This is a genomic window from Polaribacter sp. P097 (genome assembly GCF_036864555.1).
Taxonomy (GTDB): Bacteria; Bacteroidota; Bacteroidia; order Flavobacteriales; family Flavobacteriaceae; genus Polaribacter.
The window spans coordinates 1,575,988-1,598,425 of sequence record NZ_JAZETJ010000001.1 but is presented as its reverse complement, the minus strand read 5'-3'; the positions used below and the strand labels follow the sequence as shown (position 1 = coordinate 1,598,425).

Genomic DNA, 22,438 nt, shown 5'->3' with positions numbered 1-22,438 from the left:
GAATGATTATTTTACATCAATACATATTGAGATAAATCATCATTATATATGTAGCAAACTGAAACACACTTTTAGTATGATATTGTTGGAATTGTATAAAATCATAATAAATGAGCAACTTGACATTAATATAAGTATACATATATATTGTAGGAAAAATTGTTTTCTAATATCTTTGCGCCTCAAACTATATATATTAAATGATTAAGATTACTTTACCAGATGGAAGTGTAAAGGAGTTCGAAAAAAACAGTACTCCTTTTGATGTAGCTAAAAGTATTAGTGAGGGTTTAGCTAGAAATATTATTTCAGCTAGTTTTAATGGTACAACAGTAGAAACAACTACTCCATTACAAACTGATGGATCTTTGGTTTTATATACTTTTAATGATGATGAAGGTAAAAAAGCATTTTGGCACTCTTCTGCTCACGTTTTAGCAGAGGCAATTTTAAGTTTTCATCCAAATGCAAAATTGACCATAGGACCTGCAATTGATAATGGTTTCTATTACGATTTAGACTTAGGTGATGAGACGATTTCTGAAAAAGACTTTTCTGCTATTGAAAAGAAGTTTTTAGAAATTGCCAGAGGAAAACATGAATTTAAAATGAGAGAAGTTTCTAAAGCTGATGCTCTTTCATTATATAAAGCAGAAAACAATCCATATAAAGTTGAGTTAATAGAAAACTTAACTGATGGTGATATTACATTTTGCGATCACAGCAACTTTACAGATTTATGTAGAGGAGGCCACATACCAAATACAGGTATTATAAAGGCAATTAAAATAATGAATGTTGCTGGTGCTTATTGGAGAGGTGATGAAAAAAACAATCAGTTAACACGTGTTTACGGAATTAGTTTCCCAAAACAAAAAATGCTAACTGAATATCTAGAATTATTAGAAGAAGCAAAAAAACGAGACCACAGAAAACTTGGTAAAGAATTAGAATTATTTACATTCTCTCAAAAAGTTGGAGCAGGTTTACCTTTATGGTTACCAAAAGGAGCTGCTTTACGTGAACGTTTACAAAACTTCTTAAAAGCTGCTCAGAAAAAAGCAGGTTACGAAATGGTAATGACACCACATATTGGTCAAAAAGAACTTTATGTAACCTCAGGTCATTATGAAAAGTATGGAGAAGATAGTTTCCAGGCAATAAAAACGCCGAAGATGGATGAAGAGTTTTTATTAAAACCTATGAACTGTCCTCATCACTGTGAAGTATACAACTTTAAACCTTACTCATATAAAGATTTACCAAAACGTTTTGCAGAATTTGGTACTGTATATAGGTATGAACAAAGTGGAGAGTTGCATGGATTAACGAGAGTAAGAGGTTTTACGCAAGATGATGCTCATATTTTCTGTACACCAGAACAATTAGATCAAGAATTTAAAGAAGTAATCGATTTAGTTCTTTATGTTTTTGGTTCTTTAGGTTTTGAAGATTTTACAGCGCAAGTCTCTATTAGAGATATGGAAAATCTAGATAAGTATATAGGTGATGTTGAAACTTGGGAAATTGCAGAAAATGCAATTATCTCTGCAGCAAAAGATAAAGGCTTAGACTACGTAATAGAAGAAGGTGAAGCTGCATTTTACGGACCTAAGTTAGATTTTATGGTGAAAGACGCCTTAGGTAGAAGCTGGCAATTAGGTACTATTCAAGTAGATTACAATTTACCAAAACGTTTTGACCTAACTTATACAGGTTCTGACAACCAATCTCATAGACCAGTAATGATTCACAGAGCACCATTTGGCTCTATGGAGCGTTTTATTGCTGTTTTATTAGAACATACAGGAGGAAATTTCCCTCTTTGGTTAACACCAGAGCAAGTTATTATACTGCCAATCAGCGATAAATATCAAAAATATACCGAAAAAGTTTTAGAATCGTTAGAAAATTCCGAAATTCGCGCCCTCGTAGACGACAGAAGTGAAAAAACCGGACGTAAAATACGCGATGCAGAAGTAAGCAAAATACCATTTATGGTAATTCTAGGTGAAAAAGAAGAACAAGATGGCACAGTTTCTGTAAGAAAACATGGAGAAGGTGATATTGGAACCTTTACTATTGAAGAATTTAAATCTTTAATAAAAGAAGAAGAAAGTAAAACATTAAAGAAATTTAAGTAAATTTGAATTTCATCAAAAAATAAAAGACTGGAGAACAGTTATACGTTAAATTTAAAATTATAAGTCATAGCAATTAGAAGAAGCAGGTCAAGAAGACCATTAAGAGTAATCAAAGAAGATCAGCACAGAATTAACGACAAAATTAAATATGTTGATGAAGTTCGTGTGGTTGGAGACAACGTAGAAGTTGGTGTATATCCTTTAGCAAAAGCTAAAGAGATGGCAAGAGAACAAGAATTAGATTTAGTAGAGATATCGCCTAAAGCTAAACCTCCTGTTTGTAAAATTATTGATTACAAGAAGTTCTTGTATGAGCAGAAAAAACGTGAAAAAGCTTTAAAATCTAAAGCAACTAAAGTTACCATTAAAGAAATACGTTTTGGACCTCAGACTGATGAACATGATTATGAATTTAAAAAGAAACATGCCATAAAGTTCTTGCAAGATGGAGCTAAGTTAAAAGCATTCGTATTCTTTAAAGGGCGTTCAATCATCTTTAAAGAACAGGGTCAAATTTTATTATTAAAATTAGCTCAAGAATTAGAAGAATATGGTAAAGTAGAGCAATTACCAAAATTAGAAGGTAAACGTATGATTATGTTTATTGCTCCTAAAAAATCAAAATAAAAGTTCTTAAAAGAACTAAAGATTTAGAGTTTAAAAGTTTAGTAAAATAAGCTTTTAAACTTTTTGAGTCTTTAAGAATTAAGAAAAACAATATTAAGCAAGTTAAAACGAAGGAGAAATGCCTAAAATGAAAACAAAATCTAGTGCCAAAAAACGATTTAAAGTTACAGGTACTGGTAAAATCAAAAGAAAGCACGCGTTTAAAAGCCACATCTTAACAAAGAAGTCTAAAAAACGTAAATTAAAGCTAACTCATGATACTTTAGTACACAAGTCTGATGAGCCTAGCATTAAGCAAATGTTAAACTTAAAATAACTAGTTTAACCAGGGAATTTAATTATTAACCATGGAGTTAGGCCTGAATAAAAGTATTCTTAACAGAATCGCCTACTACAAAACACATTGAAATTATGCCAAGATCAGTAAATTCAGTAGCCTCAAGAAATAGAAGAAAAAAAATCTTGAAGGCAGCAAAAGGTTACTTTGGACGTAGAAAAAACGTTTACACTGTAGCAAAAAATGCGGTTGAAAAAGGTATGCTTTATGCATATAGAGACCGTAAAAACAATAAGAGAAACTTCCGTTCTTTATGGATAACGCGTATTAACGCTGCAGCTCGTTTAAACGGAATGTCTTACTCACAGTTTATGGGTAAAGTTAAAGCTAATAACATTCAGTTAAATCGTAAAGTTTTAGCAGATTTAGCAGTTAACAATCCAGACGCTTTTAAGGCAGTTGTAGAGAAAATTAAATAAATAATAATACTTGCTTATAACAAAAACCCAAACGTTACGTTTGGGTTTTTTTAATACATTTACATTTTAAAGTATACCTAATGAAATTTAGAATAATAACATTACTATTATTAATTACAAGTATTACAATCTCTGCTCAGGAAGAAACTAAGGAAGATAATTCTATTAAAGGTCAGTTTGATAAAATATATAGAACTTCTACTACCTATCAAGTATACAAAGTAATTTCTAAAGATAAATATGAAACGTTAAAAGCTAATGTTTTAGATTCTTTACAAATGTCTGAGAAGGTAATTTCTCAAAAAGACATTTTACTAAAGTCTGAGAGAGATAGTATCGAAAAATTAAATGCTGAATTAGAAAAAACGAAACAAGAATTAGAAGCAGCTTTAATTAAAGAAAATTCAATTTCTCTTTTAGGCCTTCAGGTAAGTAAAGTTACTTACAACCTTGTACTATGGCTAATTATTATCTTACTTGCATTGGCCTTAGCGTTTTTTGTATTTAAATTTACAAGAAGCCATGTCTTAACAAAAGAAGCTAAAGAGAACTTAGAAACTGTAGAAGAAGATTTTGAAAATCATCGTAAAAAATCTTTAGAAAGAGAGCAAAAATTAAGAAGACAATTACAAGACGAAATTAACAAACAAAGAAATAGCTAAATCATAGCTCTTGTTTGCTTAAAAAATTCGTTACTCATTTTTAATTTTGATGATAATTACTCACCAATTGTCATTAATTATATCACAAATTTATCAGTATCATAATTTTATTATAATCTGTTAAATGGTAAAAGTTTTTTCGTAAGTTAATTAGTATTTACCTATCTTAAGGGTCGTAAATCAGCTAACACTTAAAAAACTATTTTACCTTTATGAAAGCCCTTTTTTTTACAAGAGAATTCCCACCTTATGTTTATGGTGGTGCAGGTGTTCATGTAGAATATTTAGCAGAAGAATTAGCAAAATTGATGCAAGTTGAAGTGCGTTGTTTTGGAGATCAAGATGAGCATCAAACTAACTTAAATGTAAAGGGTTTTCCTTACGAAAATCCACTTTTCGATAATTCAGACCCAAAATTAAAAGCAGTTTTTCAAACGCTTAGCACCAATTTAAAAATGAACGCAAATGCAATAGATGCAGATGTTGTGCATTGCCATACTTGGTATGCTCATTTTGCAGGCATTGTTGCTAAACTTTGTTATGGCATTCCATTAGTAATTACAACGCATTCTTTAGAGCCACTTCGTCCTTGGAAAAGAGAACAGTTAGGCAATGGTTATGATGCCTCTTCTTGGATAGAAAAAACGGCAATTGAAATGGCAGATGCATTAATAGCAGTTTCAGAAGAAACTAAAGAAGATGTGCTAAAACATTTTAATGTTGATGAAGACAAGGTAAAAGTAATTTATAATGGTATCAATTTACAAGAATATGTTACTACTTCAGCAACAGATACCTTAGACGAATATCAAATAGACAAAACAAAACCTTATGTGCTTTTTGTGGGTAGAATTACTAGACAAAAAGGAATTATACATTTGGTTAATGCCATAAAATATATAGATCCAGATACTCAAATTGTACTTTGTGCTGGTGCTCCAGACACAAAAGAAATTGGAGAAGAGATGGAGATTGCTGTTAATGAAGTTCAGAAAACTCGTAAAAATGTTATTTGGATAGATAAAATGGTTACCAAAAAAGAGATCATACAATTGTATTCTCATGCATCAGTATTCTGTTGCCCTTCAATCTATGAACCTTTTGGAATTATAAATATTGAAGCCATGGCTTGCAATACAGCAGTAGTTGCAAGTGCTGTTGGTGGTATAAAAGAAGTGGTTGTGCATAATGAAACTGGATTATTGATTCCTGTTGAGCAGCAAACTTCTGCACCTTTTGAACCCGTAAATCCAGATAAATTTTCTAAAGATTTAGCAGAAGGCATTAATTCGCTTATTAACAACAAATCGTTAAGAGAATCTATGGCTACAAATGGTAGGCAAAGAGTAGAACAATATTTTGATTGGATAGCAATAGCAAAACAAGTAGAAGCATTATATAAAACATTAAAAAAATAAATTGAAATGATAAACAATAAAGTACTTGGTATTATTTTAGGAGGAGGACAAGGCTCTAGATTGTATCCTTTAACAAAAGACAGATCTAAACCTGCAGTACCAATTGCTGGTAAATACAGATTAGTAGATATCCCAATATCTAATTGTATCAATTCAGATATAAAAAGAATGTACGTTTTAACTCAATTTAATTCGGCTTCATTAAATAAACATATCACAAATACCTTTCATTTTAGTTTTTTTAGTTCTGCTTTTGTAGATGTTTTAGCTGCTGAACAAACTATAATGAGTGATAAATGGTTTCAAGGTACAGCAGATGCTGTAAGGCAAAGTATGCATCATTTTTTATCTAATGATTTTGAATATGCATTAATACTTTCTGGAGATCAATTGTATCAAATGGATTTTAATGATATGATTAAAAAACACGAAGAAAGTGGCTCAGAAATAACCATTGCAACCTATCCTGTAAACGCAAAAGACGCTACCTCTTTTGGTATTTTAAAAACAAATGACGATAATATAATTACCTCGTTTATAGAAAAACCAGATGCAAAACTACTTCCTGATTGGACTTCTGATGTAGGTGATGCCATGAAAGCAGAAGGCAGAGATTACCTAGCATCTATGGGTATTTACATTTTTAATAGAGACTTATTAAAAAAGTTGATGGACAACCCAGACACTAATGATTTTGGTAAAGAAATTATACCACAAGCCATTCAAGAACATAAAACGCTAAGTTATCAATATGAAGGATATTGGACAGATATTGGAAACATCGATTCTTTCTTTGAAGCCAACTTAGGTTTAACAGATGATGTTCCAAAATTCAATTTATATGATGATAAAAAAAGCATTTATACAAGAGCCAGAATTTTACCTACATCAAAATTATCGGGTACAATTTTAAATAAAGCATTAGTTGCAGATGGCTGTATTATTCATGCTGAAAAAATTGAACGCTCAGTAATTGGAATTAGATCTAGAATTGGTAAAAATTCGCTGATTTCTAATACATATATGATGGGTAATGACTTCTACGAATCTTTAGAAGATATAGAAAAAAATAAGGTAGATATTATGATGGGTATTGGAGATCGATGCTACATTCATAATTGTATTGTAGATAGAAACAGTAGAATTGGAGATGATGTTCGCATCAATGGAGGTAGCCATATTAAAGATGTAGAAACAGATACATACATGGTTAAAGAAGGTATTGTTGTCATCAAAAAAGATGCAACAATTCCTAAAGGAACAATCATAGGTTAAAAAATTAAATAACTGAATTAGCTTTTTCATGCAAAATCAAAGTAGAATTGTCATAGAAAATATTGCACCACAGTTAAATTGTGGTACTATTTATATAAAACGAGTTGTAAACGAAATTGTAAACATTACTGCAGATGTCTTAGTAGATGGCCATGATGTGTTACAAGCAAGTGTTTTATACAAACATGAGTCAGAAAAGAAGTGGTCTGAAACTAGAATGCAAAATTTAGGAAATGATGGCTATTCAGCGAGTTTCATCACTTCAAAACAAGGGTTTTATTCATACAAATTACAAGGTTGGGTAGACTATGCATTAAATTGGCAACATGGAATTGAACGCAAAATTGATGATCATCAACATGTAAGTTCAGAACTATTAGAAGGTGCTGAATTATTAGATAATATAAAAGGCAAACTGAGTAAAGAAGAAAAAGCGTACATAAATCACCTTAAAAAAATCTTTGCAAATAAAGAAGATTATAATGAGGCAATACAAGAAGCTACCTCAGATAAATTGAAAGCTATTTTTATAGCATTTCCAGAAAAGCTTTTAACTTACACTTCAAAAGAATTAAAGGTTTATGTAGATAGAGAGAAAGCTCGATTTTCTACTTGGTATGAGTTTTTTCCTCGATCTTCATCAGAAATTGAAGGTAAACATGGTACATTCTCAGACTGCCACAGATTGCTTCCAAGAATTGCAAATATGGGCTTTGATACGTTGTACTTTCCTCCTATCCATCCCATAGGCGAAGTAAACAGAAAAGGTAAAAACAATACAACCAACGCTTTAGAAGGTGATGTTGGCTCTACTTGGGGAATTGGTTCTAAACATGGAGGTCATAAAGACATTCATCCAGAATTAGGTTCTTTAGAAGACTTTAAAAAATTAGTAACGGAAGCAAAATCGTTAGGTATTGAAATAGCTATGGACTATGCTTTGCAAGCTGCACCCGATCATCCTTGGGTAAAACAACATCCAGATTGGTTTAAGTGGAGACCAGATGGTACTGTACAATATGCAGAAAATCCACCTAAAAAATACCAAGATATTTTACCAATTTATTGGGAAAGTAAAGATTTTAAAAACCTTTGGAAAGAGTGTTTAGACACGCTTTTCTATTGGATAGATTGTGGTATAAACGTATTTAGAGTAGATAATCCTCATACAAAACCATATTATTTCTGGGGCTGGATTATTGATCAAGTAAAAGCGAAACATCCAGATGTAATCTTTTTAGCGGAAGCATTTACGAAACCAAAAGTTATGCATCAATTGGCCAAACAAGGTTACACACAATCTTATACCTATTTTACTTGGAGAGATTCTAAACATGAACTTATAGAGTACATGAACGAACTAACCCAAACAGACCAAAAAGAATATATGAGGCCTAACTTTTGGCCAAATACTCCAGATATTAATCCTTTTCATTTACAAGGTGCACCAGAATCTAAATACATTCAAAGGTATGCTTTGGCTGCAACTTTAAGTTCCAACATCGGAATTTATGGACCTGTATTTCAACAAATGATAGATACACCTATTGTGGGTAAAGAAGAATATTACATGTCAGAGAAATTTCAACTTTGTCATTACGATTGGTCTATAGAAAATAACGTAACATCAATTATTTCTAAAGTTAATCACATTCGTAAAGAACAATCTTCTTTACAACAAACGAATAATATTAAATTTCTTGAGACTGGAAATGATCAATTAATTGCATTTTACAAATGGGATTTAGAGAAAACTAACGAAACAATTACAGTAATTAGTTTAGATGAACATCATTCACAAACTGGTTCTGTACAATTACCAATGCAAGATTTAGGCATTCATCATGGTCAAAAAATTGAAGTCAAAGATTTAGTAACTACTAATTCTTACAACTGGTACAATGAATGGAATTATATAGAATTACATCCAAATTTACCATTTCACATCTTTAAAATCAACAAATAAAAACATATGAGTAAAACAGCTGCTAAAACAAAAACTTCGTTATTCTCCTCTACAAATACATGGGAAGAACTTATTGAAGATAAAGATTTTGTTGCTGTTTTCTTGTCTGATGTTTTAGAGGATTACATTCAAAAACAACGTTGGTATGGAGGTAAATCTAGTAGATTAAAATATATAGAATTAAGTGAATACTTTAGAATTCAACAAAATGATGAAGTCTATTTTGGTTTAATTATCGAAGTAAATTTTGTTGAAGCATTTTATCATCATTACTTCTTACCAATATCTTTTGTTTCTGATGAAAAGTTTGCCACTGAAAGTAAAATTTTACCTATTCAATTAAAAAATCAAAAAGGATTTATCATTGATGCTATGCATTTAGAATCTTTTAGAAAAGTGGTTTACCAAAGAATTAAAAACGCTTTACCTATAGATAAAACTCCAGTTCAATACCATAAAACTGAGGGTTTTGAATTTCCTGAATACAAGTCATCAAATTTTTTAGGGGCAGAACAAAGCAACACTTCTATAATTTATAATGACAATTATATTTTAAAATTCTTTAGAAGAATTTATGCAGATAAAAATCCTGATTATGAAATGAGCCGATTTTTATCACACAGAAAAGAATTTAGACATACTCCAAAATATTTAGGCAGTATAAATATTATCGATTCTGAAAATACTAATATTACTATTGGTTTAATGCAAGAAATGGTTCCTAATAAAGGTGATGCTTGGGAGTATTTTTTAAAAGAAATTCATAAAATTTATAAAACGATAGATTATAAAGAAATTTCTTTTAAAGATTTACCAGATATTGAAATGTTTAGCAGAACTAAAATTTCTGATGTTGCTCCAGAAATCATAGATTGGATTGGTCTAAAACTACTATCTAAGGTTAAACTTCTTGCGCAAAGAACTGCAGAAATGCATATTGCTTTGGGTTCAGAGTTTGAAGACACCTCCTTTACTCCTACTCGTTTTAATGGCGATTACACAGTTTGGTTAAAAAACAGATTGACATATCAATTTCAAAATAGACTAAACTTAACAGAAAATAATCTACATAAATTAGAAGGCTATTCTTTAGAATTAGCTAAAGAGTTTTTAGAAAATAAGAACAATATTAGAAAACGATTGGTCAATTTTGATTGGACCAAGTTAAAGGGAGAACGTATTCGAATTCATGGAGATTATCACTTAGGGCAAATTCTTGTTCAAGATGATGATTTTTGTATTCTAGATTTTGAAGGTGAACCAGAAAGTACCATTAGAGATCGAAAAGTAAAACAACCACCATTAAAAGATGTTGCAGGTTTATTTCGTTCTTTTCATTACGCAATTTATTCTACAATATTTAATCATCAAGATGAATATAAATTAGAAAAAGAAACACTTTTTAAATTTGCAGAATTACTTTATAAATATTTTGTAGCTGTATTTTTAGAAACTTACAGAGCTGTAACACAAGAAAATAACCTTTCTATTGGCTACAGACACGAACGCAGATTTTTATTAGAATATTGTTTATTAGAAAAAGCAATTTACGAGTTAGGTTATGAACTCAATTCAAGACCAAAATGGACTATAATTCCGTTAAAAGGTATTGCAAACATTATGAATTCATAAAATTATGGCAAAAACAAAAGTACACAGTCTTTTCACAGAATTTGATATAGATCTTTTTAAGGCTGGTAAACATTATAGATTATATGAAAAATTTGGATCGCACATTATCACTGTTGATAATGAAGTAGGTACTTATTTTGCTGTTTGGGCTCCAAGTGCAAAAATGGTTTCTGTTATTGGTGATTTTAACTACTGGTTGGGAGATGAGCATCAATTAAATGTTAGATGGGATGGTAGTGGAATTTGGGAAGGCTTTATACCTGGTGTGAAAAAAGGTGCTACTTACAAATATAGAATAGAAAATTCTGACAACAATACAAGAACAGAAAAAGCAGATCCATTTGCTAGAAGATGTGAACATCCTCCTAAAACTGCATCACAAGTTTGGGATGATAATTACCAATGGAAAGATAAAAATTGGATGCAGAACAGAAAGAAAAACAATGCATTAGACGCACCATTTTCTGTTTATGAAGTTCACTTAGGTTCTTGGAAAAAACAAGTAGAAGAGAATAGATTTTTAAGTTATATTGAGCTAGCAGATGAACTAGTTGCCTATGTAAAAGAGATGAATTTTACACACGTAGAATTTATGCCAATTATGGAATATCCTTACGATCCAAGTTGGGGTTATCAACTCACAGGTTATTTTGCACCTACTTCACGTTTTGGATATCCAGATGAATTTAAACAATTGGTAGACACTTTTCACGAAAATGGAATTGGAGTATTATTGGATTGGGTTCCCTCTCACTTTCCTTCAGATGATCATGGTTTAGGCTTTTTTGATGGATCTCATTTATACGAACATCCAGATAGAAGAAAGGGCTATCATCAAGATTGGAAAAGTTTAATTTTTAATTATGGTAGAAATGAAATAAAGGCTTTTTTAATTAGTAATGCTATTTTTTGGTTAGATCAATATCATGCAGATGGTTTAAGAGTAGATGCAGTAGCATCAATGTTATTTTTAGATTATTCTAGAGAAGAAGGCCAATGGGAACCAAATATTTATGGAGGAAGAGAATATTTAGAGGCTATAGATTTTATAAAAGATATGAATGCTGCAGTCTATGAAGCTTTTCCAGATGTACAAACCATTGCAGAAGAATCTACTTCTTTTCCAAAAGTTTCTAGACCAATTTATGATGGTGGATTAGGCTTTGGTATGAAATGGATGATGGGTTGGATGCACGACACTTTAGGCTACTTTCAGAAAGAACCTATTTACAGAAAACATCATCAAAATGAATTAACTTTTGGGTTAAATTATGCCTTCTCAGAAAATTTTATGCTTCCTCTTTCACATGATGAAGTTGTGTATGGTAAAAAATCTATTGTAGATAAAATGCCTGGAGATGAATGGCAAAAGTTTGCAAATCTTCGTTTACTTTATAGTTTTATGTACACACATCCTGGAACAAAATTATTATTTCAAGGGGGTGAATTTGGTCAAACTTCAGAATGGAATTTTGAAGGTAGTTTAGACTGGCATTTACTAAATTATGAAGTGCATAAAGGTGCTCAAACTTTAGTAAAAGATTTAAACAAACTATACAAAACAGAACCTGCATTATTCGAAAAACAATTCAGTCATGAAGGTTTTGAGTGGATAGATCATTCAGATCATCAAAACTCTGTAATGACTTATGTTAGAAAAGGTAATAGTGAAGAAGATAACCTACTGGTTATTTTAAACTTTACCCCAATTCCTAGAAATGATTATAGAATAGGTTTGCCAAAAAAGGGGACTCTTATAGAAGTCTTTAATAGTGATGCAAAAAAATATAATGGTACAGGAGATTTTGAAACAAGTAATTTAACTTCAGACGCTAAAGAATGGAATGGTAGAGAAAACTCAATTGCCATTAACTTGCCACCTCTAGCTATGCTTGCATTTAAATACAAATAAAATAGTCCACTTTTTAATTGAAATAGTTTTAGAACAATATCAATTAAAAGTGGTTTTATTGCATTCTTCATAACCAAAACAAGTTATAATTGCGACTTCAAAAAAACTCTCATTTTTAAGGAAAAGAAATGCTATTCTATTTATTTTTAAATAAATAAGCAATATTTTTACAACCAACAATGGTTTATTTATTGATGAATTTCTACATTTAATAATGTTTTTTTCAACGTAAATACCATCAACATAATCCAAACATATTATGATTGTAAATACAGAACTAGAACAAAAAGGAAATTTATTTCCAAACGAAATTATAAAATATAAAAAAGACGTAGACACACTTTATTTCACTACAAAAAACAATGTAGTACTGCAAGTTACAGTGGTTAGAGATAGTGTTATTCGTTTTAGATACTCAACAACAGGTAAATTCGAAAAAGATTTTTCTTATGGTGTAACAATTCACGCATCCAGAGGATATAATTTTTTAAACGTTTCTGAAGATGAAACACATTATATTATAGTAACTTCTAAATTAGTTTGTAAAGTAGAAAAAGAAAGTTTACAAGTAAGCTTATTTGATGCTTTAGATATGAGTTTAATCAATGAAGATGAAATTGGTTTTCATTGGGAGGAAAGTTATGAATTTGGTGGTGATATCGTAAAAATGAGTAAAACTTGCCAAAAAGCAGAAAGTTTTTATGGTTTAGGTGATAAGCCTGTAGAAGTAAACATGAAAGGTAAGCGTTTTGAAAACTGGGCTACAGATTCTTACGCATTTGGCAAACACACAGACCCTATTTATAAAGCCATTCCTTTTTATACGGCTATTCAAAATAATAAAGCCTATGGTATTTTCTTTGATAATACCTTTAAAACTCACTTCGATTTTGCACAAGAAAGAAGAAACGTAACAAGTTTCTGGGCTCAAGGAGGTGAAATGAATTATTATTTCATTTACGGGCCAAAAATGGAAGATGTTGTTGCAAATTATACAGATTTAACTGGTAAACCTCATGCAATGCCACCTTTATGGGCATTAGGTTTCCATCAATGTAAATGGAGTTATTATCCAGAAAGTAATGTAAAACAAATCACCAAAACATTTAGAGATTTACAAATACCATGTGATGCTATCTATTTAGACATTGATTATATGGATGGCTTTAGATGTTTTACTTGGGATAAAAATCATTTTCCAGATCCTAAAAGAATGGTGAAAGAATTAGAAGATGATGGTTTTAAAACTGTAGTAATTATAGATCCAGGAATTAAAATTGATTTAGAATATGATGTTTTTAAAGAAGCTTTAGATAAAGATTATTTCTGTAAAAGAGCCGATGGCCCTTACATGAAAGGTAAAGTTTGGCCTGGAGAATGTTATTTTCCAGATTATACCAAACCAGAAGTTAGAGAATGGTGGTCTGGTTTGTTTAAAGAGCTAATAGAAGATATAGGTGTAAAAGGTGTTTGGAATGATATGAATGAGCCAGCTGTAATGGATGTGCCTAACAAATCTTTTCCAAATGATGTAAGACATGATTATGATGGTAATCCTTGTTCTCACAGAAAAGCACACAATATTTATGGTACACAAATGGCACGTGCAACCTATCATGGTTTAAAGAAATATGCGTATCCAAAAAGACCATTTGTAATTACAAGATCTGCTTATTCTGGTGCTCAAAGATATACCTCAACTTGGATGGGTGATAACGTTGCAACCTGGGAGCATTTATCTATTGCCAATAACCAAGCACAAAGAATGGCAATGTCTGGTTTTTCTTTTGCAGGCTCAGATATTGGTGGTTTTGCAGAACAACCACAAGGAGAATTATTTGCAAGATGGATTCAATTAGGAGTTTTCCATGCCTTTTGTAGAGTGCATTCTTCAGGAGATCATGGAGATCAAGAACCTTGGGTTTTTGGTGATGAGATTACAGATATTGTAAGAAAGTTCGTTGAATTAAGATATCAACTATTACCTTATTTATATACTGCTTTTTGGAATCATATTAATAATGGAACTCCAATTTTAAAATCTTTAGTATTATTTGATCAAGAAGATGTGCATACCCATTACAGAAGTGATGAGTTTATTTACGGAGAACACATATTAGTATGCCCTATTCAAGAACCAAATGCCAAAGGTAGACGCATGTATATACCAAGAGGTAAATGGTATAATTTCTGGAACGATGAAGTTATAGAAGGAGGAAAAGAGTCTTGGGTAGATGCAGATTTAGATAGCATGCCAATTTTTATCAAAGAAGGAGCTGTAATACCTAAATATCCTGTTCAACAATATGTAGGTGAAAAGAAGTTCGATGCAATTACTTTAGATGTTTATTACAAGGTTGGTAAAGAAAAATCTAAATTATATGATGATGCACATGATGGTTATGATTATAAAAAAGGTAGATATAGTTTAAGAACGTTTAAAGTTACTGGTAAAAAGAACGATTTTATCCTAAATCAGCACAAAGAAGGTAAATTTGATGCCCCTTATAAAAACTTTAACATAGTAATTCACAACTTACCATTTAAGGTAACTTCTGTACAAATTGATAATGTAGAAGTTAATTTAAATAGCATTTCACAAGATAAAAACCTAACAATCAGTATAGATAAAACGTTTACTGAATTGCATTTATTTGGTGAATAAATATTAGAAAAAATAAGTAAAAAGAGAGGCCTCCCCATTTATGGGGAGGCCTCTCCCTATTTATGGGGATTTTTCAAAATCACTATAAATAGGGATTGTTTCGTATGTTATAAAACTATACCTTTGATGTATAATTAGTAAATACCCCAATTTACTATTGTGTAATTTTTTTGGCGAAAAAAAAGCGGATAAAGTTTTCTTTATTCGCTTTTTTCATTTCTAAACCTGTTTGGTAGTTTACTTCTTTTTTCTAGCAATTTTTAATTTTCATAGCAAAGTATTTTCTTTTTCATAGCCTAAATACTTTTCATAGCTTTCCTTTTTCTCTTTTTCTTTTTTCTTTTTTCCTTTTTCCTTTTTTTCTTTTTCTTTTTCTTTTTCTAACAATTAACTTTAAGAAATTTGCTTTTTCTTATTCTTAATATCTTTGTCTTTATTGAAGGCTAAGGCAATTAATGCTACCTCTGTTAATAATAAAGCAATTTTTAATTTTTTACTCTTACTTACTGCAGCTGTTAAGCCTAATATTTTTGTTGCAATCATGCTAATCGTTTTTAGTGGTTGTTTCTTTTTCTTGATTCAAAGATACTACTGCAATACAGTTTGTATTAATGCAAACGAATTAAAAAGTAACTCAAATAAAAAAACCTCGAAAATAAATTTCGAGGTTTTTCAATATCATTTTGGTTAATGTATTTTAAATACCATCACCTAATTCCTTCAATTTCTCTGTGTTTTCTGCTAACATTAATTCGTCAATAATTTTTTGAATATCACCATTCATAATATTTGGCAAATCATATAAAGACAAACCAATTCTATGGTCTGTAACTCTACCTTGTGCATAATTGTACGTTCTAATTTTTGCACTTCTATCTCCAGAAGAAACCATAGAACCACGTTTCAAAGCATCTTCTGCTTGTTTCTTAGCCAACTCCATATCGTATAAACGAGACCTTAAAACTTTAAAAGCTTTCTCTTTATTTTTATGCTGCGACTTCTGATCTTGACATTGAGCTACCAAACCTGTTGGAATGTGAGTTAAACGTACTGCTGAATATGTGGTGTTTACAGACTGACCTCCAGGACCTGATGAACAGAAAAAATCTATTCTTACATCTTTTGGATTTATCTCTACATCAAATTCTTCTGCTTCTGGGAAAACCATACAAGTTGCTGCAGAAGTATGCACTCTTCCTTGTGTTTCTGTTTGTGGTACCCTTTGTACACGATGAACACCAGCTTCGAACTTTAAAATTCCATACACATCATCTCCATTAACCTCGAACTGAATTTCTTTAAAACCACCATTTGTACCTTCTGAATAATCTACAGTAGAAACTTTCCAACCTTTGCTTTCGCAATATTTAGTATACATTCTAAATAAATCTCCTGCAAAAATACTTGCCTCATCTCCTCCTGTTCCTGCACGTAATTCTACAACTGCATTTTTTGCATCTTCAGGGTCTTTTGGTATCAGTAAAAATTTAATTTCGTCTTCTAATTCAGGTATTCTAGTATTGGCTTCTTCCATTTGCATCTTTGCCATTTCTGTCATTTCTGCATCAGAGCCATCAGCAATAATTTCTTTTGCTTCTTCAATATTGTTCATTAAGGTTTGATATTCATCACCCTTTTTTACAACATCTCCTAAATCTTTATATTCTTTCATCAATTGCGCATAACGCTTTTGATCCATGATAATTTCTGGTTGTATAATTAAATCAGAAACCTCATCATAACGTTGCTTAACAATTCTTAGCTTATCTACCATCTTCTACTCTTTTCTTGGTTTGCGAATTTACAATTTTTATAGGAATTATTTTTTATTATCATTTAACTATATTTGATTATCCACGGATTATAATTATGCTTGCTTTCGTTTTTAAAAGGTGATAAAATGGTTGCATATATTTCTTCTGTAAATCTAAACCAATAACTAAATATACAAACTTAATGTATAAAAGATGTTTGCTTTTTTATGTGATACTCATGAGTTTTAGTTATTGCACTGACAATAAAAACCATGAATACCCAAATTTTTTAATTGGAAAATGGAAGCGTGTTAATGACAAACCCAATCAGCAAACCTTTGAAATTTGGAATAGCGTTTTAAAAGGAACTGGTTATACCATTTCTGAAGGCAATAAAATATTTGAAGAACAATTAGAATTTGAGCCAATACAAGATACTTTGCATTTAAAAGTGACTGGAGTTAATGAAGTTGCAACTTATTTTAAATTCACAAATCAAACAAACTCCTCTTTTACCTGCGAAAACCTAAAAAATGATTTTCCTAAAAAAATTAAATATTGGTTAAAAAATGACACGCTTAAAGCACTAATTTCTTCTGAAGAGTTTGCAATAAGTTTTAGCTTTGTTTCAGTACAATAAAATTAATTGTAGTTCCAATATTTTCTTCACTTTCAATCCAGATATCTCCTTTATAATAAGTAATAATTTTCTTTACAATAGATAAGCCAATTCCTGGTGAAGAACTGTTATTGTCTAACTTAGAAAATACTTTAAATACCTTATCAAAATACCCTGGTTTTATACCTATACCATTATCTTTAATGCTAAATTTATAATAATCATCTAAGTCTTCGAAACCTATTTCTACTATTGGGTTCTCTTTGTTATTATAAACAATGGCATTCTGAATTAGGTTTTTAAACACCAATTTATACCTCCAAGAATTACCAGTAATAGAAGGCAAATTTTCTTGAACATTTACAACAACATTATCAGGTATAGAAATACCAATTATAATGTTTTGAACCAATTCATTCAGATCTATAATTTTATCTTTAGCATGTACTTTATCTACTGTAGAGTAATCTAAAATTCCATCAATTAGAGAATTCATTTTTTCGACGTTAAACAAAATTTCATCTAAATGATTTAAATTTTGACTATCTAAACTTTCTTTTAAATCGGTTTTACACCAAGATATTAAGGTATGAATATTAAGTAATGGCGATTTTAAATCATGAGATACCATTTGGGTATACTCATTTATTTGCTGGTTTTGTTTTGCTATATTTTTTAAAAGAGCTTCCTCGCTTTTTTTCTGATTTTCTATGAGTGTTTCTTGCTCTTTTCTTTGAATAATATTCACTAACATACTTGCAAAAACAAAAAGTAAATTCTTTTCATCTTCAGAATATTTATGAATTTTCTCTACAGAATCGAACCCTACAAAACCAATGAGTTCATTATTTTTAATTTTAGGGATGGCAATTAAACTCTGTATGCCTTGTGGTTCTAAAATAGCTCTTAAACCAAATTCTCCATCTTCAGGCAATTTACTTACATCCTCTATATAAAAAGCTTCTCCTTTTTTATGCGATTCTAACCATTGGTGAATAAAATCGATAGGAATATTTTGCAAATTATCTATTTCTGGCTCTATACCTTCTTTACACCATTCAAAAGTATTAGATGTGGTATTATTTACTAAATCATAAGAAAATACATAACTTCTATCTGCGCCTACAAAGTTACCAATTTGCTCTAATGAACTCTCTATTAAAGAAGTAACATTATTTAAATCTGCATTAATATATTTTGTTGATATACTAATTAATAATTTCTGAAAACTTAATTGGTAATCAATAATTTGGTCTTTTTCTGCTTGAGAGGTATTTTTTTGAGCCATTGAAAATGATCTATTTGTAATTCTATTTCAACAATGAATTGATAACAATTTATTATACTTAATACATAAAACAGCTATAGCTAGTTTGTACGATTAAACTTTAAATTTGATAATACTTTTAATTTATAAAAAATTGTACAATCTTGAATTTTATTCGATAAAACTTATGTTAAGGTTAAAAAGCTAGTAAATGGTAAATTGTACTTAATTGTACTCAAAATTACCAAATTCGCTTTTAATAGTAAGTTTTTTGGTTGATGCGTCTTCTACTCTACCAACAATTTTAGCATCCACATTAAATGATTTAGAGATCGCAATAATGTCTTCTGCAATTTCTGGTTTTACATAAACCTCCATTCTATGTCCGCAGTTAAATACTTGATACATCTCTTTCCAATCAGTTTTTGATTGTTCTTGTATCAGTTTAAACAATGGTGGAATTTCGAACATATCGTCTTTTATAATATGTAAGTTATCTACAAAATGTAAAATTTTAGTTTGTGCTCCTCCAGAACAATGAATCATTCCATGAACTTCATTAGAAGAGAATTTAGATAAAATCTCTTTAATTATTGGTGCATAAGTTCTAGTTGGTGATAATACTAATTTACCAGCATCTATTGGCGAGTTTTTGACTTCATCTGTTAGTTTTGTGTTTCCTGAATATACCAAATCAGAGGGTACAGCAGCATCAAAACTTTCTGGATATTTATCTGCTAAATACTTATGAAAAACATCGTGTCTTGCAGAAGTTAAGCCATTAGAACCCATACCTCCATTATATTCTGTTTCGTAAGTTGCTTGGCCAAAAGACTCTAAACCAACAATTACATCACCTGCTTTTATATTTGCATTATCAATAACGTCATTACGTTTCATTCTTGCTGTAACAGTTGAATCTACAATTATTGTACGTACTAAATCACCTACATCTGCAGTTTCACCTCCTGTTGAATGAATAGTTACACCGAATTTCTTTAAGTCTTCAATAAGCTCTTCTGTTCCATTTATAATTGCTGATAAAACTTCACCAGGTATTTTACTTTTGTTTCTACCAATGGTAGAGGAAAGCATAATATTATCTGTAGCTCCAACACATAATAAATCGTCTATATTCATGATTAAAGCATCTTGTGCAATGCCTTTCCACACAGAAATATCACCAGTTTCTTTCCAATACATATATGCCAAAGAAGATTTTGTTCCTGCACCATCTGCGTGCATAATTAAACAGTAATCATCATCATTTGTTAAATAATCTGGAACTATTTTACAAAACGCTTTAGGAAACAAACCTTTGTCTATATTCTTTATAGCATTATGAACATCTTCTTTAGAGGCAGATACCCCTCTTTGTGCATATCGTTTTGAAACTTCTTGACTCATATTGTAGTATTATGGTGCAAATTTAGTGTTTTACAAAAAAAATCCCACTTAAAAGTGGGATGATTTCTATTATCTTGTAAACAATAATTCTCTATATTTTGTTAATGGCCAAAGATTATCATCTACCATTGTTTCTAATTTGTCACAATGCATTCTAATTTGGGCAAAATAGGGCTTCACTTTCTTACTATAGGCTTGTGCAGATTTTAAACCTTTTAATCCTTTTGCATTTCTTCGTTCTTCTATCATTTTTAAGGTTAAAGCATTTATTTCTGTGATGTGATTAGAAATAATCATAATCAATTCTATCTGCTCTTTGGCTATCTTTTTAAATTCATCGCCAAAAATTTCTTTTAAATTCTTAGTATTCTCTAATAATGTATTTTGATAAATTATAGCAGTTGGCACAACATGATTTCTAGCTATATCTCCTAAAACCCTACTTTCTATTTGAAGTCTTTTAGTATACTGCTCTATATCTATTTCATATCTTGCTTCTAACTCAACTTTATTCATTACCTCCATTTCTTCAAATAACGAAACAGTTTGTTTTGCCGTTTTTATCTGAAGAGCTTCAGGCGTTGTTTTATTATTACTTAAACCTCTCTTTTTGGCTTCTTTCTCCCAAGCATCTCCATAACCATCACCTTCAAACCTAATATCTTTTGAATCTTTAATATATTCTCTTAAAACATTAAATATAGCCTCATCTTTTTTCAAGTTTTTATCATCGATTAAAGCATCAACTTCAGTTTTAAATTCTTTTAATTGCTTGGCAACAATTGTATTTAAAACAGTCATAGGTATTGCTGAATTTGCAGAAGAACCAACAGCTCTAAACTCAAACTTATTGCCTGTAAACGCAAATGCTGATGTTCTATTTCTGTCTGTATTGTCTAGTAAGATTTCAGGTATTTTACCAATAATATTTAGTTTTAAATCGGTTTTTTCTTCTGGTGACAATTTACCTTTGGTTACATTTTCTAATTCATTTAAAACATTAGATAATTGGCTACCTATAAAAACGGATATAATTGCAGGTGGTGCTTCGTTTGCTCCTAATCTATGATCATTACTTGCAGAAGCAATTGAGGCTCTTAATAATTCTTCATTTTCATAAACCGCTTTTATAGTGTTTATAAAAAAGGTTAAGAACTGTAAATTTTTCATTGGTGTTTTTCCAGGGCTCAATAAATTCGTGCCATCTGGAGTAGATAAAGACCAATTATTATGTTTACCAGAACCATTGATTTCTGCAAAAGGTTTTTCATGAAACAATACTTTAAAATGATGACGCTTAGAAACTTTTTCCATAACATCCATCAACAAGGAGTTATGATCTACTGCTAAATTGGCTTCTTCAAAAATTGGAGCTAGCTCAAATTGATTTGGAGCTACTTCATTATGTCTTGTTTTAACAGGTATACCTAACAACATACATTCTTGCTCTAAATCTTGCATAAAACTCATAGCTCTTGCAGGTATTGTACCAAAATAATGATCATCTAATTGCTGACCTTTTGCGGGTATATGACCTAATAAGGTTCTACCTGTTAATATTAAGTCTGGCCTTGAATTGGCTAAAGCATCATCTATCAAAAAATACTCTTGCTCCCAACCTAAAGTAGCATTTACTTTAGTTGCATTTTTATCAAAGTATTTACAAACTGCAGTAGCATGTGTATCTATAGCTTGCAGTGCTCTTAATAAGGGTGTTTTGTTATCTAAAGCTTCGCCTGTATACGAAACAAAAATTGTTGGTATACATAATGTAGTTTCATATATAAAGGCTGGAGATGTTGGGTCCCAAGCTGTATAACCTCTTGCCTCAAAAGTATTTCTAATTCCACCATTAGGAAAACTAGAAGCATCTGGCTCTTGCTGTACTAATTGTTTTCCATCAAACTTCTCCATAGCCAAACCACCGTTAATAGATTCAAAAAAAGCATCGTGTTTTTCAGCTGTAGCTCCTGTTAAAGGTTGAAACCAATGTGTATAATGAGTTGCGCCTTTAGAAATTGCCCAGTCTTTCATGCTAACTGCAACCTGATCTGCAATTTTTCGATCTATCCTTGTTCCTTTCTCAATTGCGTTACTCACACTATCATAGGCAGCTCTAGTTAAATATTGTTGCATGGCATGTTTATTAAAAACATTCTGACCAAACAATACAGATCTTCTTTCTTTTTCTATAATTGAAACTGGCTTTCTATTTAAAGTTTCTTGTAACGCAGCAAATCTAATTGTTGACATAATCTAAATTTTTAAGGTCTATTTTAATTATTAAGCAAAGATACCCCTTAAAAATTAGGGATAAAGTTTTTTTTATATCAT

The 22,438-nt window shown here is 30.7% G+C and carries 17 protein-coding genes; 12 read left to right on the top strand and 5 right to left on the bottom strand.

Features of this window, described 5'->3' with window-relative positions; translation table 11 throughout:
- Window positions 1-200: 200 nt before the first annotated feature.
- The 11 genes from thrS to V7R38_RS07245 all read left to right on the top strand — a co-directional run bounded on the left by thrS (window position 201) and on the right by V7R38_RS07245 (window position 15,057).
- Window positions 201-2,144, top strand: a complete 1,944-nt coding sequence (gene thrS / locus V7R38_RS07295; protein ID WP_334057089.1) for a threonine--tRNA ligase — start codon at window positions 201-203, stop codon at window positions 2,142-2,144.
- A 108-nt stretch (window positions 2,145-2,252) separates the two neighbouring features.
- On the top strand, window positions 2,253-2,771 hold the full coding sequence (gene infC / locus V7R38_RS07290; RefSeq protein ID WP_083903257.1) for a translation initiation factor IF-3: 519 nt from the start codon (window positions 2,253-2,255) through the stop codon (window positions 2,769-2,771).
- A 118-nt stretch (window positions 2,772-2,889) separates the two neighbouring features.
- The gene (gene rpmI, locus V7R38_RS07285; protein ID WP_015480931.1) at window positions 2,890-3,087 is read left to right on the top strand and encodes a 50S ribosomal protein L35; all 198 of its coding nucleotides are present in this window, start codon (window positions 2,890-2,892) and stop codon (window positions 3,085-3,087) included.
- A 95-nt stretch (window positions 3,088-3,182) separates the two neighbouring features.
- Window positions 3,183-3,527 (top strand): 50S ribosomal protein L20, encoded by a 345-nt coding sequence (gene rplT / locus V7R38_RS07280; RefSeq protein WP_015480932.1) that lies wholly within the window; start codon window positions 3,183-3,185, stop codon window positions 3,525-3,527.
- Between the two features lie 80 nt (window positions 3,528-3,607).
- Window positions 3,608-4,189 (top strand): hypothetical protein, encoded by a 582-nt coding sequence (locus tag V7R38_RS07275; RefSeq protein WP_334057086.1) that lies wholly within the window; start codon window positions 3,608-3,610, stop codon window positions 4,187-4,189.
- A 212-nt stretch (window positions 4,190-4,401) separates the two neighbouring features.
- Window positions 4,402-5,607, top strand: a complete 1,206-nt coding sequence (glgA, locus tag V7R38_RS07270; protein ID WP_334057084.1) for a glycogen synthase — start codon at window positions 4,402-4,404, stop codon at window positions 5,605-5,607.
- Between the two features lie 6 nt (window positions 5,608-5,613).
- Window positions 5,614-6,882, top strand: a complete 1,269-nt coding sequence (locus tag V7R38_RS07265; protein ID WP_015480935.1) for a glucose-1-phosphate adenylyltransferase — start codon at window positions 5,614-5,616, stop codon at window positions 6,880-6,882.
- Window positions 6,883-6,910: 28 nt separating this feature from the next.
- Window positions 6,911-8,848, top strand: a complete 1,938-nt coding sequence (locus V7R38_RS07260) for an alpha-1,4-glucan--maltose-1-phosphate maltosyltransferase (protein WP_334057081.1) — start codon at window positions 6,911-6,913, stop codon at window positions 8,846-8,848.
- A gap of 6 nt (window positions 8,849-8,854) precedes the next feature.
- Window positions 8,855-10,480 carry a trehalose synthase gene (locus V7R38_RS07255; protein WP_334057079.1) on the top strand — a complete coding sequence of 542 codons (1,626 nt, stop codon included), beginning with the start codon at window positions 8,855-8,857 and terminating at the stop codon, window positions 10,478-10,480.
- A gap of 4 nt (window positions 10,481-10,484) precedes the next feature.
- Window positions 10,485-12,392 (top strand): 1,4-alpha-glucan branching protein GlgB, encoded by a 1,908-nt coding sequence (gene glgB / locus V7R38_RS07250; protein WP_334057077.1) that lies wholly within the window; start codon window positions 10,485-10,487, stop codon window positions 12,390-12,392.
- Window positions 12,393-12,651: 259 nt separating this feature from the next.
- Window positions 12,652-15,057, top strand: a complete 2,406-nt coding sequence (locus V7R38_RS07245) for a glycoside hydrolase family 31 protein (protein WP_334057075.1) — start codon at window positions 12,652-12,654, stop codon at window positions 15,055-15,057.
- A 393-nt stretch (window positions 15,058-15,450) separates the two neighbouring features.
- Here the strand turns inward: V7R38_RS07245 and V7R38_RS07240 are convergent, their stop codons facing one another.
- The gene (locus V7R38_RS07240; protein WP_015480940.1) at window positions 15,451-15,600 is read right to left on the bottom strand and encodes a hypothetical protein; all 150 of its coding nucleotides are present in this window, start codon (window positions 15,598-15,600) and stop codon (window positions 15,451-15,453) included.
- Between the two features lie 154 nt (window positions 15,601-15,754).
- A complete protein-coding gene (prfA, locus tag V7R38_RS07235) occupies window positions 15,755-16,831 on the bottom strand; it encodes a peptide chain release factor 1 (protein WP_334057072.1) in 1,077 nt (358 codons plus the stop codon).
- Between the two features lie 218 nt (window positions 16,832-17,049).
- Between prfA and V7R38_RS07230 the strand changes: the two genes are divergently transcribed.
- Entirely contained in the window at window positions 17,050-17,451 is a 402-nt protein-coding gene (locus V7R38_RS07230; RefSeq protein WP_334057070.1) for a hypothetical protein, read from the top strand.
- Here the strand turns inward: V7R38_RS07230 and V7R38_RS07225 are convergent.
- The 3 genes from V7R38_RS07225 to V7R38_RS07215 form a co-directional block, all read right to left on the bottom strand.
- Window positions 17,429-18,718 carry a sensor histidine kinase gene (locus V7R38_RS07225; protein ID WP_334057068.1) on the bottom strand — a complete coding sequence of 430 codons (1,290 nt, stop codon included), beginning with the start codon at window positions 18,716-18,718 and terminating at the stop codon, window positions 17,429-17,431. The genes V7R38_RS07230 and V7R38_RS07225 overlap by 23 nt on opposite strands.
- Window positions 18,719-18,922: 204 nt before the next feature.
- Complete coding sequence (locus V7R38_RS07220) at window positions 18,923-20,104, bottom strand: AIR synthase related protein (RefSeq protein ID WP_334057065.1); 1,182 nt, start codon at window positions 20,102-20,104, stop codon at window positions 18,923-18,925.
- Window positions 20,105-20,173: 69 nt separating this feature from the next.
- Window positions 20,174-22,357 (bottom strand): glutamine synthetase III family protein, encoded by a 2,184-nt coding sequence (locus V7R38_RS07215; protein ID WP_015480945.1) that lies wholly within the window; start codon window positions 22,355-22,357, stop codon window positions 20,174-20,176.
- Window positions 22,358-22,438 lie beyond the last annotated feature (81 nt).